This is a genomic window from Pantoea sp. Ep11b (assembly GCF_040783975.1).
GTDB lineage: Bacteria > Pseudomonadota > Gammaproteobacteria > Enterobacterales > Enterobacteriaceae > Pantoea.
In genome coordinates, this window is sequence record NZ_CP160631.1 from 2,666,075 (window position 1) to 2,684,266 (window position 18,192).

An 18,192-nucleotide genomic window follows, 5' to 3' on the forward strand; every position below is an offset into this window, starting at 1 on the left:
TATTAAGGAAACCTTAAGCTCAGGATGCTGCCGCGAAAATGGCGGTAAACCGTCCGTCTAACCCGCCACCCGCCTGCTGCATCCGCAGCGTGCTCTACACTTAATGGCTACGTTCCGTTGACGGAGTGACGCTATGAGCCCGCGCATGCACAAATATGCTTTTCCGGTCAGTAAAGCCCGCAAATATCTGGAACCTGGTCCGGTGCTGCTGCTCAGTTCGCAGTATCAGGATCACCATGACATCATGACCCTCGGCTGGCACACCGTGCTGGAATTTTCGCCCTCCCTCGTCGGCTGTATGATCGCGGGGGTGAATCACAGCCATGAGCTGATCCGCCACAGCGGCCAGTGTGTCCTGAATATCCCCTCCGCCTCGCTGATTAATGAAGTGGTTGCCATCGGCAACAGCCACGGCGATCGGCTGGATAAATTCAGCGCCTTTAACCTGACGCCGGAACCGGCCCAGGTGGTGAACGCGCCGATGATCGCCGAATGTTTTGCCAGCTTCGAATGTCAGCTCTATGACGACGCGATGGTGGACCGCTATAACCTGTTTGTTTTTGAAATTGTCAAAGCACATGTCGCTGAACAGCCGGAGTACCCCGCGACCCTGCACTACACCGGCGAAGGCCGGTTCAGCGTGATGGGCGATAAAATGCTGGATAAGAGCGGCGATTTTAAACCTGAGATGCTGTTTTAGTTGAAAGCCCGTTATCCCGCCCCCATTCAACTCTTTCGACCTGACAGGAGTAAAATATTATGGCAATCGAATATGCAGTGATCGCAGGTGGCTGTTTCTGGTGCACCGAAGCCGTGTTTAAGGATGTGATTGGCGTTGAGTCAGTGGAAAGTGGCTATACCGGCGGCGCCCGGCCTAATCCTACCTATGAGCAGGTCTGCAGCGGCGCCACCGGTCATGCCGAAGCGATTCGTATTGGCTTTGACCCGGAGAAAGTGAGCTTCGGCGATCTGCTGGATATCAGCTTCGTAACGCATGATCCGACGCAGCTTAACCGTCAGGGTAACGATATCGGCACGCAGTATCGCTCGGCGATTTTTCCGGCCAATGCCGAACAGGAAGCGGAAGCACGCGCCGCCATTGCACGCGCCCAGGCTGACCATGAGGTGCCGATAGTCACCACCATTGAGCCGCTGAAAGAGTGGTATCCTGCCGAAGCCTATCACCAGGATTACTGGGAAGGTGCAGGCCAGCGCAACGGCTACTGCATGGCGGTGATCCCGCCCAAGCTGCAGAAACTGCGTAAAAGTTTCGCTAACCGCGTAAAAAGCTGATTCACCGGGGGGACATCGTGCGGTCAGTTACGCCGCGGATGTCGCCCTCATGCGATCTTTATCGCTGGCCTGGACCGCGTAACGCTGAAGATTTCGGCAGAGAAAGGCGTATAAATCGGCGGTTTTGCAGTGTGGCAAATCGATTCGTACAGAGCTTAAGCGAATAGATCAAAAGAAAAAAATAGTGCTTGACCGTTTTCAGCCGACTCCCTATAGTAGCGCCCCGTTGACCCAGCGCGGTCAGCGAAGTAAATGTGGTGAGGTGTCCGAGTGGCTGAAGGAGCACGCCTGGAAAGTGTGTATACGGCAACGTATCGGGGGTTCGAATCCCCCTCTCACCGCCACATTCCAAAGAAGAGCCTGAACGAAAGTTCAGGCTTTTTTTTTGCATATTGCACTGCGAGAGGGGGTGAGAAGCTCCGCCGGGGTTCGACAGCGCAACGCGATGGACAGCGGAGCTTGCGACGCTGCCCGCAGGGTGAGCGCAGCGAATCCATCCCCCTCTCACCGCCACATTCCAAAGAAGAGCCTGAACGAAAGTTCAGGCTTTTTTTTGCATATTGCACTGCGAGAGGGGGTGAGAAGTCTGTCTGCTTAAGGGGCTTCCGCGCAGCGGGCCACCGAATCCCGGCTTACCAGCGTCCCCTGATGCGAAAACAGGATGCTCTCTTCAGGCCGCAAAATAATTTCCATCGCGTCACGGATCATCTCATCTACTGGAACATGAATGGTCGTTAAGGAGGGCGTGTAGTACTTTCCTATCACCGCATCATCGAAACCAGCAAGCGAGATCGCTTCCGGCACGCTTTTACCCGCCTCCTGAAAGGCTTTTGCCAGACCAATCGCCATATCGTCATTGGCGGCCAGCACACAGGTAAACGCCACGTTCCGCCCCAGCAGCTCACATCCGGCCGCGTAACCGCTCCCGGTACTCCAGGCACCCTGCACCACCAGTTGCGGATCCAGACTGATGCCCGCCTTCTGCAGCGCATGACGGTAGCCCGCTAAACGCTGCTCGCCGGTCGGTGAGCCAGGGCTTCCCGTGACAAAGGCGATCCGGGTATGTCCCAGCGCCAGTAAATGCGCCATCATCTCTTCACTGCTCCGCCGGTGATCAGTAAACACGCAGCGATTGCGGTTTCGGATGAGTTCGCGGTTGATTACCACTATCGGCGTCTGGTTCTCATCAATAATCTCATCCAGTTCGCTGACCGACAGATATTTGGGATAGATCATGATGGCTTCGCAGCGCAGTTCAAGGAGTAATCCAATCGCCCCACGCTCATCCTGCGCACTGTGTTTCCCGTCCGCAAGCACCAGCTGGCGGTTGTGTTTTTCGCTGAGGGTGGCCGCCTGATAAACCATCCCCGAAAAGAACGGGCCGTTGTAGAGCGCGTTGGTAATGACCAGCCCGATCGAATGGGTGGCATTATTGGACAGATTACGCGCCAGTCGATTGGGCCGATAGCCGGTCTCCGCCACCGCCTGCAAAATTCTGGCTTTCACCTCTTCCCGCACAAAGACTTTGCCGCTCAGTGCGCGTGAAACGGTCGCTTTGGACACGCCGGCCAGTCTGGCGACATCCAGTATGGTTACCATTCAACACCTCAATCAATGGATGAGTCACATCAGGCCCGTCTGAACCAGTGAATAGAGCGCCAGGAGACGCGCAGCCGTTGAAGCCTGCGCATCCCGCCCTGGCGTGTAGACGTTTATGCCAGCGACATCAGAGGCACACCAGTGCTGACAGCCCCCTGAGACCGATACTTCGTCAACGTGAATGCCTCGCTGTTCACGACCAGAACCGGCGTCGTCAGGTCATAACCTTGGCGTTCGATACTGGCTTGATCAAACTCAAGCAGTGGCGTTCCCGCGCTGACCACGTCGCCCTCTTTCACTAACGGATGAAAATGTTCGCCCTGCAGCTCAACGGTATTTAAGCCAACATGGATCAGTAACTCCGCACCATTTTCGCAGACTAAGCCAATGGCATGATGCGAAGGAAGCAGTGTTGCGACCGTCGCTTTGCACGGCGCCACCACCTTCCCCTCGTCAGGCTTAATCGCGAGTCCGTCGCCCAGGAATTTCCTGGCAAAGGTTTCATCCGCCACGCTCTCCAGCACAACAACGTTGCCTTTTAACGGGCTGAGGATGTCCATGCCGCCGGATAATGCGGCGTCCGGGGCGGTCCGGGTTCTGACCTCTGGTGACGGGATCGCGTTCTCATTGACGGGATCGTCAAAACCTACAAACTGCACCATCAGAATCGTCAGTACAATCGTGGTCCCGGCACCTGCCAGCTCACCCATAAACGACATGGGCGCCGCAGGGCTGATGGCATTAACCAGCGTAAACAGGCCCGGCAATGCTGCATAGGCGTAGTAGAGGCTGCCGAACAGGCTGGCAACCACCGCCCCGATCGCTCCACCGATGCAGCCACAAATAAAGGGTTTTTTAAACCGCAGCGTCACGCCATAAATGGCCGGTTCGGTGATACCGAAAACAGCGGTAATACCGGCAGACAGGGAGGTAGCTTTTAACTGCGTGTTGCGGGTTTTCAGGAACACGCCAAATACGGCGGCCATCTGACCGATAACCGCAATCGTCTGGTAAGCCTGAAAAGAGTCATACCCCTGCGTGTCGAAGTTCGCCATGATGACGGGCGTAATGCCCCAGTGAACCCCAAAAATAACGATAATCTGCCACACCCCACCAATCACCGCCGCCGCCACTGGCGGAGCCGCCTGGAACAGGGCGTTGTAACCACCCGCGACACCCATTGCGGCCCAGGTGGTAATCGGACCGATCACAATCAGCGTCAGCGGTACGATAACCACAAAACAGATCAGAGGCGTAAAGAGCGGGCTGACCACCTCTGGTATCCACTTCTCCACACGGCGTTCAAACAGGGAAAGCGCCCAGACCAGAAACAGCGGCGGTAAAACCGACGAGGTGTAGACCGTTTCGGAGAGTGGAAAGAAGAGGAAACGGATACTCTCCCCGCCGGCGATCCGTCCGGCCAGGGTCGCCCAGTCCGGACTGATCAAGGCACAACAGCAGAGTACGGCAATAAAGGGATTACATTTGAAATGCCGGGCTGCCGTCATGCCGATAAAGACCGGCAGAAAAGCGAACGGGGTCCAGGACATAAAGTTGAGCACAGCGAAGGTGCCCGTCGTTTTGACATCAGCATCAATCAGCGTGACAACAATCAGCAGCCCCTGCAGGATCCCTGCCGCCGCCAGGATATAAACGATAGGAGCGAAGACTGCCGACATAGTGGCGATCACTGCATCCAGCCTGCGCGTTTTCGTCGGCTGGCTGTCAGCGGGGCCACTCTCTTTCACCAGGCCCGACATCGCATTAAAGAGATCGGCGACATGTGTGCCGATAACCACCTGAAACTGCCCACCGCTCTCCACCACCGCAATCACGCCCGGCAGACTCTGTACCTTCTGCTTCGCTTCCGTCGGGGTTTCATTCAGCACCAGCCTCAGGCGGGTGGCACAGCGACTGAAACTGACGATATTCTTCTCCCCACCCACTTCCCGGAGGATGTCACTGGCTAACCTGTTGTAATCCCTGATAACAGCCATGCAGTTTTTCCTTCTTCATTCAGTAATTGCGTCTAACAAAAGGCGAGACTGCCTCTGTAGCTATCCGGAACAATGACCATGCAACCGGTTTCACCGTACCCCGTAACAGCAGCCATGCAACCGGTTTCATAAGAATGTGGGAGTCACTTCACCTATTTCATGGCAGGTAAAGCGCAGATCTGTGATCGGATCGATCTGTGCGCGTTAACGCGGCTCTCCCTGCGTCAGCAGCAACGCCGTGAGAGACGAATATCGCTGAGCTATCCGGGAGAAAGGGGTTAAAGGCGGTTTCAGCGGCGGACTGAAATCATCACGCCCGGCTGGAGGGGCCACGTAAAAACCGGAAGCTGCCCGGCGAAAAGAACGCTTTTCATTGACGCTGACGGCGTTCAGCCTGACGCTTCTGACCGTGAAAACTTACTGCGATTAAAAAAAGAAAACCCGGCCGGAGCCGGGTTTGGGCGCTACACTTCTTACTCAATCAAACGCTAGCTATACGCGTGCAGGGTGCGCTGACACAGCGCAGACCGCACACAATCCTCTTTGCCGAAGCGGACAATGCCAACCATCTCGTCCTCTTCAAAACGCGCCAGCGCGTCCGCGAGACCAGAAGGCACCCCAGCGGGCAAGTCGCACTGGGTAATATCGCCGTTAACGATGACCGTGACGTTTTCGCCCAGTCGGGTCAGGAACATTTTCATCTGCGCGGCGGTGACGTTCTGCGCCTCATCCAGAATCACCACGGCATTTTCAAAAGTACGTCCTCGCATATAGGCGAAGGGCGCAATCTCGACCTTGGCGATTTCCGGACGCAGACAATATTGCATAAATGATGCGCCAAGACGTTTAACCAGAATGTCATAGACCGGACGGAAATAAGGGGCGAATTTCTCAGAAATATCACCGGGCAGGAATCCCAAATCCTCATCTGCCTGAAGTACCGGGCGCGTAACAATAATCCTGTCGATATGCTTATGAATCAGGGCCTCAGCCGCTTTCGCGGCGCTTATCCAGGTTTTACCGCATCCGGCTTCACCGGTTGCGAAGATCAGCTGCTTGGTTTCTATGGCGTTAAGATAGTGCGCCTGAGCTTCATTACGGGCCTCAATCGGTAAGCGGTCACGCGTGTCGCGCGCCATGCCGATTGCGTCCAGTCCACTCATATGCACCAGCGAAGTGACCGACTCTTCTTCACGCTGACGGTGACTCCGCGAGTCACTGCGAAGCACTCTTCTTGCTTCACGACGTGCTTTGATCACTGCTTTCTGTCTTCCCATAGTGGCACCTTTCAGTTGGTTTCATTTCCCGCGTCAGGCGCGTAGCCCGTTGCGATTACGTGAACGCTTTAGAGGTTTCAGTTGGCTTCCTTCAGAGCCATGACAGAACAGGATAATGGGTATGCAGCCGCGCACAGACGTTGCTGAACACCGGATAATACAGGTTGCAGAACAAAAGAAAGGGTTGAAGAAAGGGAGAGATTACGAGGCAGAATTGCCCTCGCGTTCAGGCGCAATTTATTTAACGGCAGTGACTTTCCAGAAAAGAATCGACCCATGCGCGAACTCCAGTGTGATACAGCAACACATCCGATTACGCCTGTTTAATAAAGTGCACCATTTTGTTGGGCCTTTGCAACTCTAATTTTATCTGCTGGCAAAGGAATTGCTAATCGCAGGTAAACATTTCTTTTTCGATAAAATGTAAAACTGAATAATTACAATGTCTTGGTTTATTTCGGGGTGGCTGACAATCTGTGTAATCTCAGTAAAAACTCACCGCGTCACGCGCATAAACCGGTAATGACGGGCGGCCGGTCAACGGCACGCCCGTTGTGATGATATTTTAATCAGGCTTCCAGCAGCGACTGCCCTAAATAATGGCTCGCGTCGGGGACGCCGGGCAGCGCAAAAAAATAACCGCCGCCAAAAGGCCGGATATATTCTTCCAGCGCCTCACCATTCAGACGCTGCTGAACCGTGAGAAAGCCGCGCTCCAGATCGTGCTGATAGCAGACAAACAGCAGGCCCATATCCAGTTGTCCGGCGGCGGAGATCCCTGCCGAGTAACTGTAGCCACGGCGCAGCATCAGACTGCTGGCTGTCTCCGGCGTTCGGGGATTGGCGAGACGGATGTGGGCATCCAGCGCGATCACCTCGCCGTCCGGGTCTCGGGCGTAATCCGGCACGTCATGTTCATGCTGCATTCCCAGCGGTGCGCCGCTCAGCTTCTCCCGGCCAAAGATAGTCTGCTGCTCACCCAGCGGGGTGCGGTCCCACATTTCCACATGGAAGCGGATTAATCGCACAGCCTGATAGCTGCCGTCGCGCGCCCAGGCGGGCTCCTGCTGATCGGCCGTTACCCAGAGCAGCTGATTCATCAGCGCCGGATCGCGGGTATCGGGGTTGGCCGTGCCATCTTTGAAACCCAGCAGGTTGATCGGCGTCTCCTGCCCCTGACTGCGCGCAGCATGTTCAGAGATAAAGCCTTCACGCCGCCAGCGTACGCCGAGCAGGTCAGGCGTGTGTTTGATGATGTCACGCAGAGCATGGATCACCGTATCCTGGGTGTTGGCGCAGATCTGCAATAGCAGGTCGCCATGACACTGGCTGGCATCAAGCGAATCGTTAGGAAAGCGCGTCATCGGCTGCAGCTTTGCCGGCTTGTGCGGGGCCAGCCCGAAACGTTCGTCAAACAGGGAGTGACCCACAGAAACGGTTATCGTCAGGTTATCCGGCGCGATCGTCGGCCCCAGAATGCCGGAATCCATCGGCGGCAGCTGCGGATTTTTCACCACCGGTGCCGGTCCGCCGTGGGTCAGAAAGGCGATGCGCTGGGTCAGCAGACGAAACAGACGCACCAGCTCCGCCTTATCGCTGCTGAGCAGGTCAAACGCCACCAGCATCATTGAGGCCTGCTGCGGCGTCGTGATGCCCGCCTGATGCTGACCGTAAAACGGCTGACTCTGCTGCCGTGCCTGCGGTGTGACGGTGCCCGGTGAAAAATTATCAGCGCGGGCGGCGTGGAACGGACAGCCACCGCCCAGGGCCGCTGCGCCGCCCAGCAGCCCCAGCCCTTTTAATAAACGACGACGCGCAGGCTGCGCGTCATCTTCCTTACGACTCATGATTAATCCAGACCCAGAGTGCCACGAAGTAATGAAAGATCTTCCGCCAGCGCGGTGATCGGCCCTTTCAGCGCATTACGGTCGGCGCTGGTCAGTTTCTCGTAAGATTCGAAGCCGCTAGCCGTGCGGTACTTGCTCAGTATCGCATCCACTTTCTTAAAGTTAGCATCCACTTTCGCCAGCAACGCCGGGTTCTCTTTACCGATCAGCGGACGCAGCAGTTCAACAATTTTCTGCGCGCCGTCGATGTTGGCCTGGAAGTCCCACAGGTCGGTGCGGCTGTAACGATCTTCCTCACCGGAAATTTTGCTGGAGGCCACCTCTTCGATCAGGCCCGCTGCACCGCCGACCACTTTGGCTGGCGGAAAGGCGAGTTCGCTGATGCGCACCTGCAGATCTTTGACATCTTTATTAAGCTGGTCCGCATAGTCTGCCATGCCCTGGGTGCTGTTATCCCCGAAGAGGGCCTTCTCCAGACGGTGGAAACCGGTGAATTTGGGATCGGCGGCTTTCTTCTCATAATCATCCTCGCGGGCATCAATGCTGCCGTCGAGGTCAGAGAAGAGTTCAGCAATTGGCTCAATACGCTCATAGTACTGGCGGGTCGGCGCAAACAGGGCTCTGGCTTTTTCTGTGTCACCCGCTTTCACCGCATCCGTAAAGGCCTGCGTGCTGCTCACCAGCTGGCTGACCTGCCCGGTAACGTAAGCTTTATAGGCGGTGATCGGCCCTTCAAGCTGCATACGCGCCGAGGTGACGCCTTTGGCCGCCCCCTCGCCCGCTTCGACGATTAGCTTACCTTTGGGGTTGCTCAGCAGGCCGCAGGTCATCTCATATTCGCCCGGCTCCAGCGTGGCGGTCAGCTTCTGACTGAAGCCCGGCGCGATGTTTTCACGCTCTTCAACCACCAGTACCCCTTTCAGGATCTCCCACTCCAGCGCCTTCTGGCTGTTGTTCTTAATCAGGAACTGGGTTTTACCAGCCTTGACCGTCAGGCGCATCGGCTCACACTGCCTGTCGTTGACGCTTACGGTAACCTGAGGAACCGCCGCGGCCGCCGAAGCGGAGATCGCCAGCAGAGGAAGTAGCAGTGCCTTGCGGCGGAAACGCATTGTCATCTCTCTTTCCCTATCACGTTGCGGGCACAAGGTGCGCCCGTTAAATGGTGCATTACACAGTGGCCGACGCAGCAGGTCGCGCAGGCATGAAAAACAGAATCAGCGCCGGAATCAGGTAGACGACGTAGAGGGTCACTTCACTGACGCTGGGTGCCTCCTGATACCCCAGTACCCCTTCCAGCAGGGTGCCAAACAGCGAATGGGTCGATAAGGTATTGCTGAGATCAAAGGCCACCTCCTGAAAGTGGTTCCACAACCCGGCCTCGTGGAAGGCGCGAATCGCCCCCGCCGCCAGGCCCGCCGCCACAAACAGGATGAAAACGCTGGTCCAGCGGAAGAAATGCGCCATGTTCAGGCGAATCCCGCCCCAGTAGAGCAGCATGCCCAGCACCACCGCCGTCGCCAGCCCGAGCACGGCCCCCATCGGCGGCGCATAGCCCACGTCCTGTGTAAAGGCGGCCAGCAGGAAGAACACCGACTCCAGCCCTTCACGCGCCACGGCCAGAAACACCATCAGCACCAGCGCCATCCCGCCACGACCTGAACGCTGCAGTGCCTGATCGACTGCCTGCTCCAGCTCCACGCGGATGTTGCGCGCCACCCTGCGCATCCAGAAAACCATAGAGGTCAGGATCACCACCGCAATCAGCGCCACGATGCCTTCAAACAGCTCCTGCTCTTTTTGCGGAAATTCGCCCGTGGTGGCATTGATGAACAGCCCCAGGCCCAGGCAGAGCGCGGCGGCGATAAATACGCCAGCCCACATGGCCGGAAACCATTGGGTACGCTGGGTGCGTTTGAGGTAGCTGGCGATGAGGCTGACAATCAGCGCGGCTTCGATGCCTTCACGCAGCATGATGAGAAAGGGAACAAACATTGCCAACCTCTTGAATGTTAAGCAGCGTCAATCAACAGTAAAATCAGGTAAAGTGTAAACGATACCGATTATCATTATCGCTACAAAAAAAACAAGTTACCGGCGGAGATAATTTCATCTTTGGGTGATTTATCTTTGCAATAAAAAGGCCCGCCCTTTGCGGGGCGGGCCTGATAGTCTGTAGCCTGGCTTATTTCGCCTGATACTCCGCTTCCGCTGCAGCAAAGCGCTGCTGCGCAGCCGCTGAAGGTTCACGGCCCATCAGGCTGAAAAGAACAATCGCGATGCTGGCGAAAATGAAGCCCGGAATGATTTCATACAGTCCCAGCCAGCCATACTGTTTCCACACCAGTACGGTCAGGGCACCGACAATCATCCCCGCCAGCGCGCCGTTGCGGTTCATGCGTTTCCAGCAGACACCAAACAGGACAACCGGACCGAAGGCGGCACCAAAACCTGCCCAGGCGTAGCTTACCAGGCCCAGGACCCGGTTTTCCGGGTTGGAGGCGAGTGCAATCGCAATCAGCGCCACCAGCAGCACCATCAGACGCCCTACCCACACCAGCTCTTTCTGACTCGCCTTCTTACGCAGGAAGCCTTTGTAGAGATCTTCAGTCAGCGCACTGGAGCAGACCAGCAGCTGACAGCTCAGGGTGGACATCACGGCCGCCAGAATCGCGGAGAGCAGAATGCCGGCAATCCACGGGTTGAAGAGGATACGCGCCAGCTCGATAAAGACCCGCTCGGCGTTGGCGTTCACGCCCGCCGCCAGCGCCGGGTTATTCTGAAAGTAGGCGATACCAAAGAAGCCCACCGCCACGGCACCGGCCAGGCAGAGCACCATCCACGCCATACCGATGCGACGCGCCGTGCGGATAGAGCGATGCGAATCGGCCGCCATGAAGCGCGCCAGAATATGCGGCTGACCAAAGTAGCCCAGGCCCCAGCCCAGCAGCGAGATGACCGCCACGAAGTTCAGGCCCTTCAGCATGTCGAGGTTTTCCAGGCTCTTCGCCTGAATGACCGCCATCGAATCTGACCAGCCGCCGACCGCGATGATCACAAAGACCGGCGTCAGGATCAGCGCAAAAATCATCAGGCTGGCCTGCACGGTGTCGGTCCAGCTCACCGCCAGGAAACCGCCAATCAGCGTATAGAGAATGGTTGCAGCGGCACCAGCCCACAGGGCGGTCTCATAACTCATGCCGAAGGTGCTCTCAAACAGACGCGCACCAGCGACCACGCCCGAGGCACAGTAGATAGTGAAAAACACCAGAATGACGATGGCAGAGATGACCCGCAGAATTTTACTGTGATCCTCAAAGCGGCTGGTAAAGAAGTCCGGCAGGGTCAGCGCGTTGTTGTGATGTTCGGTCTGCACCCGCAGACGACCCGCAACAATTTTCCAGTTAAGCCAGGCCCCGATCGTCAGACCAATTGCAATCCAGCTTTCTGAGATACCGGAGATGAAGATGGCACCAGGCAATCCCATCAGCAGCCAGCCGCTCATATCGGATGCACCGGCAGAGAGTGCCGTGACCACGCTACCCAGACTGCGGCCACCCAGGATGTAATCGTCGAAGTTTTTGGTTGAGCGGTAGGCAGCAAAACCAATTAACACCATCCCAAGTATGTAAACTACAAAGGTCACCAGCATTGGTGTACTTACACTCATCTGTCTCTCCACTTATTATTTGATATCCCAGAGAAATCGCCAGCCGCCCGTCTGCCGGAACGGGGCAGCGCGGGCCGATTTTCTGTGTCAGGGGTCACTCATTTCCCAGCGGCGCGGTATCCTGCCGGAAAGCCGGAGCGCGCACAATGGATTTAACACAGGCGTTACAGTGATTTCACTAACCAGATGTTAAAACGTGCTCAGAGGTTGCACTCGCTCACAGTTATCTGGTTGCACCCGGGTTTTACCTGCCGAGAACCCGCTGTTTTACGGGCCTGCAAACCTGGCGAGGATCTTGCAGCAAGATTCATGCCGCATTGTCGGATTTAACATTTGACCACGTTAAAAGGGTGTTAACTGGCTCACATTTAACACGGTTGCACAAAGTTGCAACTTAAGTGATAGTGCAGCCAACGCCGTATCGAACCACTATTAAGGAGCTCTGGAGTCATGGGTACAACCACCATGGGTGTAAAACTGGATGACGCAACGCGTGAGCGCATCAAACTGGCTGCGCAGCGTATTGATCGCACGCCACACTGGCTGATTAAACAGGCGATCTTTACCTATCTGGGCCAGCTGGAAACCGGCGACAGTCTGCCAGAGATCCCCCTTTCTGCTCAGGCGGCCACTGAGGCTGACGACATCCAGCCCGAGGAGATGCACCAGCCGTTCCTCGACTTCGCAGAGCAGATTTTACCTCAGTCCGTGACCCGCTCTGCCGTGACTGCCGCGTGGCGTCGCCCGGAGACCGATGCGGTGCCGATGCTGCTGGAGCAGGCCCGTTTACCGGCGGCGCTGGCAGAGAAAACTCACCAGCTGGCTTACCAGCTCGCCGACAAGCTGCGGCACCAGAAAGGTGCAACCGGACGCGCCGGTATGGTGCAGAGCCTGCTGCAGGAGTTCTCTCTCTCCTCTCATGAAGGCGTGGCGCTGATGTGCCTGGCCGAGGCGCTGCTGCGTATTCCTGACAAGCCAACGCGCGATGCGCTGATCCGTGACAAGATCAGCAACGGCAACTGGCAGTCGCATCTGGGACGCAGCCCCTCTCTGTTTGTCAACGCAGCCACCTGGGGCCTGCTGTTTACCGGTCGTCTGGTTTCGACTCACAACGAGTCAAACCTCTCCAGCTCGCTGAACCGCATTATCGGTAAAGGGGGCGAGCCGCTGATCCGCAAAGGCGTGGATATGGCGATGCGTCTGATGGGTGAGCAGTTCGTCACCGGCGAAACGATTGCGGAAGCCCTGGCGAACGCCCGCAAGCTGGAAGAGAAAGGGTTCCGCTACTCCTATGACATGCTGGGTGAAGCGGCGCTGACGGCTGGTGATGCCAAAGCCTACCTGCTCTCTTATCAACAGGCGATCCACGCGATTGGCAAAGCCTCAAATGGCCGCGGCATCTATGAAGGCCCCGGCATCTCCATCAAGCTCTCCGCCCTGCACCCCCGCTACAGCCGTGCGCAGTATGAGCGCGTCATGGAGGAGCTCTACCCGATTCTGAAATCGCTGACGCTGCTGGCCCGCTCCTATGACATCGGCATCAACATCGATGCCGAAGAGGCCGACCGTCTGGAGCTGTCACTGGATCTGCTGGAGAAGCTCTGTTTCGAACCGGAGCTGGAAGGCTGGAACGGTATCGGCTTCGTCATTCAGGCCTACATGAAACGCTGCCCGTTTGTGATTGATGAACTGATCGATCTGGCGCAGCGCAGCCGTCGTCGCCTGATGATTCGTCTGGTGAAAGGGGCCTACTGGGACAGCGAAATTAAGCGCGCGCAGATGGAAGGACTGGAGGGTTATCCGGTTTACACCCGCAAGGTCTATACCGACATCTCTTACCTGGCCTGCGCCCGTAAGCTGCTCTCTGTACCGAGCCTGATCTATCCACAGTTTGCCACGCACAACGCCCACACTCTGGCGGCAATTTATCAGCTGGCGGGCAATAACTACTATCCGGGTCAGTATGAGTTCCAGTGTCTGCACGGAATGGGCGAACCGCTTTACGAGCAGGTCGTCGGCAAAGTGGCGGACGGCAAACTGAACCGTCCCTGCCGCATTTACGCGCCGGTCGGTACCCATGAAACCCTGCTGGCCTATCTGGTTCGCCGCCTGCTGGAGAATGGCGCGAACACCTCCTTTGTTAACCGCATCGCCGATACCTCGCTGCCAATCGATGAGCTGGTGGCCGATCCGGTCAGCGCCGTTGAAAAGCTGGGCGTCAGCGAAGGCACCATTGGCCTGCCGCATCCGAAGATCCCGCTGCCGCGCGAACTCTACGGTGAAAACCGCGTGAACTCAGCGGGACTGGATATGGCTAACGAGCATCGTCTTGCCTCCCTCTCCAGCGCCCTGCTGAGCAGCGCCGCACAGCCCTGCCTGGCTGAACCGATGATCGAGGGGGAAGCCGGTGCCGGTGAACTGCGTGACGTTCTGAACCCGGCTGCGCCGAACGATCGGGTTGGTCAGGTACGTGAAGCGACGGAGCAGGAAGTCTCCCTGGCGCTGGATGCTGCTGTGAACAGCGGGCCGATCTGGTTCGCCACACCGCCGCAGGAGCGTGCGGCCATTCTGGAACGTGCTGCACAGATCATGGAAGGCCAGATGCAGCAGCTGATCGGCATCCTGGTGCGTGAAGCGGGCAAGACCTACAACAACGCCATCGCCGAAGTGCGTGAAGCGGTAGATTTCCTCTATTACTACGCCGGGATGGTACGTGACGATTTCGACAACGAGACGCACCGTCCGCTGGGTCCGGTGGTCTGCATCAGCCCCTGGAACTTCCCGCTGGCGATCTTCACCGGTCAGATTGCTGCTGCACTGGCTGCGGGCAACAGCGTGCTGGCAAAACCGGCCGAGCAGACGCCGCTGATTGCGGCGCAGGCGGTTCAGATCCTGCTGGATGCGGGTGTACCCGCTGGCGTTCTGCAGCTGCTGCCGGGTCAGGGTGAAACCGTGGGCGCGCAGCTGACCGGCGACGATCGGGTTCGCGGCGTTATGTTTACCGGCTCGACGGCGGTCGCGACGCTGCTGCAGCGCAACCTGGCCGGTCGTCTTGATCCACAGGGTCGCCCGACGCCGCTGATTGCAGAAACCGGCGGCATGAATGCCATGATCGTTGACTCTTCCGCACTTACCGAGCAGGTGGTAGTCGATATCGTCGCATCAGCCTTCGACAGTGCCGGACAGCGCTGCTCGGCGCTGCGTCTACTCTGTATTCAGGAAGATGTGGCTGACCATACGCTGAAGATGCTGCGTGGTGCGATGGCAGAGTGCCGCATGGGCAATCCGGAGCGTTTCTCAACCGACATCGGCCCGGTCATTGATGCCGAAGCGAAAGCCAATATCGACCGCCATATTCAGGCGATGCGCAATAAAGGCTTTACCGTTTATCAGGCGGTGCAGGATAACCCGCAGGACAGTAAAGAGTGGAACAGCGGCACCTTTGTGAAACCCACCCTGATTGAACTGAATCAGGTCAGCGATCTGGACAAAGAGATCTTTGGTCCGGTGCTGCACGTCGTGCGCTTCAGCCGCACCGCGCTGCCTCAGGTGATCGATCAGATTAACGCCTCTGGCTACGGTCTGACGCTGGGTGTCCACACCCGTATCGATGAGACCATCGCCCAGGTCACGGCAAATGCCCGGGTCGGTAACCTTTACGTTAACCGTAACATGGTAGGCGCGGTGGTCGGCGTGCAGCCGTTTGGCGGCGAAGGTCTGTCTGGCACCGGTCCGAAGGCCGGTGGTCCGCTCTACCTCTATCGACTGCTGGCTCATCGCCCGGATAGCGCACTGCGTCTGACCTTTGATCGTCAGGATGCGGAGCGTCCGGCAGACAGTACGCTGCGCCAGTCTCTGCTGGCTCCGCATCAGGCGTTGAGCCTCTGGGCGAAAGAGAAGCCCGCCCTGGCTGAGCTGTGCCAGCACTATGGCGAACTGGCCCAGGCGGGCGTCGTCCGGCTGCTGCCTGGCCCGACCGGCGAACGTAACACCTTCTCGCTGTTGCCTCGCGATCGGGTACTCTGCCTGGCGGACAACGAGCAGGATGCGCTGATCCAGCTGGCTGCGGTCACCAGCGTCGGCAGTAAAGCCCTGTGGCAGGATGATGAGCTGCATCGCGCCTTACTGACCTCGCTGCCGGATGCGGTTAAGGCCCGTATTAAACTGGCGCGCGATCCGTTAGCGGCAGAGTTTGATGCGGTGATTTATCACGGCGATGCCGATCAGTTGCGCGCCCTGTGTGAACAGATCGCGGCGCGTGACGGCGCGATTGTGTCGGTGCAGGGCTTCGCTCGCGGCGAGACGAATCTGCTGCTGGAGCGTCTGCTGATTGAACGTTCGCTGAGTGTGAATACCGCTGCGGCAGGCGGCAATGCCAGTCTGATGACTATCGGGTAATGGGGAAATAAAGGGGCGGTGGGCGAACGGGAATTTTTGTTCGCCTGCGGGGCGGTGCAGGGTTGCTGCCTGAACGGGGTATCCTGAACGGGGTATGGTGCGGGTTTCGTTCGCCTGGTGGATTGGGCAGTTTCAGGCCCGCTTCAGCAGGCGACCGTCAAGGGGGCGCCAGTCGCCGCGCCCCCTTGACCCCGGGCTCCGGCCTGCATCACCGCCGCTTCGCGGTCCCTTCGCTTCTTCCGGATTTCTCACGGACCGGCGGGACGCGCCATCCCTGGCGCGAACCCACCTCTTCGCGACATCGCTGTCGCTCGTCCTGAAATCCCTCATCCGCTCAGCGGTTCTGACGGCCTCCCTCCCCCGCTGTTATTTCTTCTTCTGACTTTCGGTCTTTCATCGCGGTAAGTCTTCTGCCTTGCGGTGACTTTGGTTCTGACTCAATCAGGGGCACGCACTATTCCTGCATGTGCCCATCATCATATTCAGTGCTTTTGCTGGCGTTGCCGATAGCGGAGCTGGCTACAACTCTGTCAGACAACGCTGCACGTCAAAAACTCTATGAACTTACAGGCGGGGATTGGGAGAGGCGTCCGCAGCGCCGAGGAACAACCGGAGGCCAGGATGAGCCGACAGGACGTCGGCGAAAGGACGGTTCGCGCCAGGGATGGCGCGTCCGGACGGTCCGTCGGCCGCAGGGCGTGACGAGGGCACCCCGCGAAGCGGGGCGCGAAGGCAGCCGGACGCCGGGATTGTTAAGGGGCGGGCGTCCGCCCCCTGACGCGTCCGCCCGCAAGGGCAACCTGAAACTCCCGCTCGCCTGGCGGGCGAAACCCGCTCAGGGTACATCTGCTGCCATCCCAAACCCGCTCAGGGTACATCTGCTGTCATCCGAAACCCGCTCAGCGCCAGCCTGTTACCACAATCCCCTGCTATCCCCGGCTCACGCCGCCAGGCGTCCTTTTCAGCAGCGTCGGGAAGACAAACAGCGACTGGCCGACACCGCGATTGGTCAGCGACCAGATCGCTACCGAACTGAGTGAACAGAGTCCCACGATGGCCACCGGATAAAAACAGGTCCAGAGCCATGAAAACCACGCCTGCTCAAACAGATGATGCCGCTGCGCAAACTGAATCGCGGTCATACCAAAGAACTCGATAAAAATACGATGCAGGACGTAAATCTGTAGCGTATTGCGCCCTACCCAGTTGAGATAACGCATACTGAAGTGCTGATTCAGCCAGCGGCAGGCGGCGATACTGAACAGCACTGCCAGCACGCAGAGGAACAGACTCTTATCCAGACCGAATATCACATGAATACCGGCCACCGCCGCCAGCACCGCCCAGGGCACCAGATTCTCCCGGTGCCATTCACTCAGGCGCAGCATGGCCTGGCTCCAGAACGCACCTAGCAGGAAGAAGAGGAAATATTGCGCCAGACTCTGGGGTCCCCAGTAAGGGATCACTTTTTCCACCGCCAGATAATTCAGCAGCACCGCTACCGCCACCAGGGCCAGCTTATATTCACGGAAAATTTTGGCACAGAGGAAATAGATCCCGAGCCCATACAGATACCATGAGGTACTCATGGCCATAAAGGTCAGCCGGAGAAATTCCCACAGCGAACCGGCATAGGCAGCATTAAGATTCTGCGAAATACGCTGGCCGGTTATTTCTGTCGAGATACCAACGATTGACCACCATTGAATAAATCCCCACAGAATATAGAGATAAAAGAGATTAGTGATGCGACTGGTAAAGACCTGTTTCCAGGGACGGTTAACAATACCGTTGGTCGCCAGTAATCCCGACACAAAGAAAAAGGCGGGCATCCGTAATGGCGACAGGACCGTATTAAACTGTACCCATATTTCGGCAGGGATCCAGCCGGCAGAGAGATATTTCAGTGTGCCTTCGAAACCGGGCAGTACCGTGTGATAAAGCACTACCAGCATGATGCAGGCGCCTTTGAGGGTGTCCACCCACAGTATCTTGTCTGACTTGGTCTGATTCATTCAATGACTCCTGCTGTGTAGGTCAGAAGAGTGAAAAGTCAAAGCGAGGAAATCACTATTGCTTTATCGTTATCCGGCAATTATTCGCCTTTGAAC

At 57.4% G+C, this 18,192-nt stretch carries 11 protein-coding genes, 1 tRNA gene and 1 other RNA gene; 5 read left to right on the forward strand and 8 right to left on the reverse strand.

Features of this window, described 5'->3' with window-relative positions; translation table 11 throughout:
• Positions 1 to 133 precede the first annotated feature (133 nt).
• From AB1748_RS12640 to AB1748_RS12655, 4 genes are all read left to right on the forward strand, one after another.
• Entirely contained in the window at positions 134 to 700 is a 567-nt protein-coding gene (locus AB1748_RS12640) for a flavin reductase family protein (RefSeq protein ID WP_199560035.1), read from the forward strand.
• 59 nt (positions 701 to 759) lie between these two features.
• Positions 760 to 1,293: a peptide-methionine (S)-S-oxide reductase MsrA gene (gene msrA / locus AB1748_RS12645; protein WP_111141576.1), complete on the forward strand. Its 534-nt coding sequence runs from the start codon at positions 760 to 762 to the stop codon at positions 1,291 to 1,293.
• A gap of 256 nt (positions 1,294 to 1,549) precedes the next feature.
• Positions 1,550 to 1,637, forward strand: a tRNA-Ser gene (locus tag AB1748_RS12650).
• Positions 1,638 to 1,682: 45 nt separating this feature from the next.
• Positions 1,683 to 1,806, forward strand: a non-coding RNA gene (locus AB1748_RS12655) — RtT sRNA.
• An 81-nt stretch (positions 1,807 to 1,887) separates the two neighbouring features.
• Here the strand turns inward: AB1748_RS12655 and AB1748_RS12660 are convergent.
• The 7 genes from AB1748_RS12660 to putP all read right to left on the reverse strand — a co-directional run bounded on the left by AB1748_RS12660 (position 1,888) and on the right by putP (position 11,683).
• Positions 1,888 to 2,892 (reverse strand): LacI family DNA-binding transcriptional regulator, encoded by a 1,005-nt coding sequence (locus AB1748_RS12660; protein WP_293771375.1) that lies wholly within the window; start codon positions 2,890 to 2,892, stop codon positions 1,888 to 1,890.
• 113 nt (positions 2,893 to 3,005) lie between these two features.
• A complete protein-coding gene (locus tag AB1748_RS12665; RefSeq protein ID WP_367395561.1) occupies positions 3,006 to 4,889 on the reverse strand; it encodes a glucose PTS transporter subunit IIA in 1,884 nt (627 codons plus the stop codon).
• 488 nt (positions 4,890 to 5,377) lie between these two features.
• Complete coding sequence (phoH, locus tag AB1748_RS12670) at positions 5,378 to 6,166, reverse strand: phosphate starvation-inducible protein PhoH (protein ID WP_293771381.1); 789 nt, start codon at positions 6,164 to 6,166, stop codon at positions 5,378 to 5,380.
• 569 nt (positions 6,167 to 6,735) lie between these two features.
• Positions 6,736 to 8,013 (reverse strand): iron uptake transporter deferrochelatase/peroxidase subunit, encoded by a 1,278-nt coding sequence (efeB, locus tag AB1748_RS12675; RefSeq protein WP_367395562.1) that lies wholly within the window; start codon positions 8,011 to 8,013, stop codon positions 6,736 to 6,738.
• Between the two features lie 2 nt (positions 8,014 to 8,015).
• Positions 8,016 to 9,131 (reverse strand): iron uptake system protein EfeO, encoded by a 1,116-nt coding sequence (gene efeO, locus AB1748_RS12680; protein WP_367395563.1) that lies wholly within the window; start codon positions 9,129 to 9,131, stop codon positions 8,016 to 8,018.
• Between the two features lie 52 nt (positions 9,132 to 9,183).
• Positions 9,184 to 10,008 carry an iron uptake transporter permease EfeU gene (efeU, locus tag AB1748_RS12685; RefSeq protein WP_111141951.1) on the reverse strand — a complete coding sequence of 275 codons (825 nt, stop codon included), beginning with the start codon at positions 10,006 to 10,008 and terminating at the stop codon, positions 9,184 to 9,186.
• A 190-nt stretch (positions 10,009 to 10,198) separates the two neighbouring features.
• A complete protein-coding gene (putP, locus tag AB1748_RS12690; protein WP_293771395.1) occupies positions 10,199 to 11,683 on the reverse strand; it encodes a sodium/proline symporter PutP in 1,485 nt (494 codons plus the stop codon).
• A gap of 450 nt (positions 11,684 to 12,133) precedes the next feature.
• Here putP and putA point away from each other — a divergent pair, with 450 nt between their 5' ends.
• Entirely contained in the window at positions 12,134 to 16,081 is a 3,948-nt protein-coding gene (gene putA, locus AB1748_RS12695) for a trifunctional transcriptional regulator/proline dehydrogenase/L-glutamate gamma-semialdehyde dehydrogenase (protein ID WP_367395564.1), read from the forward strand.
• A gap of 929 nt (positions 16,082 to 17,010) precedes the next feature.
• On the opposite strand, the gene AB1748_RS12700 is transcribed toward putA, so the two are convergent.
• Positions 17,011 to 18,096 carry an acyltransferase family protein gene (locus tag AB1748_RS12700; protein ID WP_293771401.1) on the reverse strand — a complete coding sequence of 362 codons (1,086 nt, stop codon included), beginning with the start codon at positions 18,094 to 18,096 and terminating at the stop codon, positions 17,011 to 17,013.
• Positions 18,097 to 18,192: the final 96 nt, after the last annotated feature.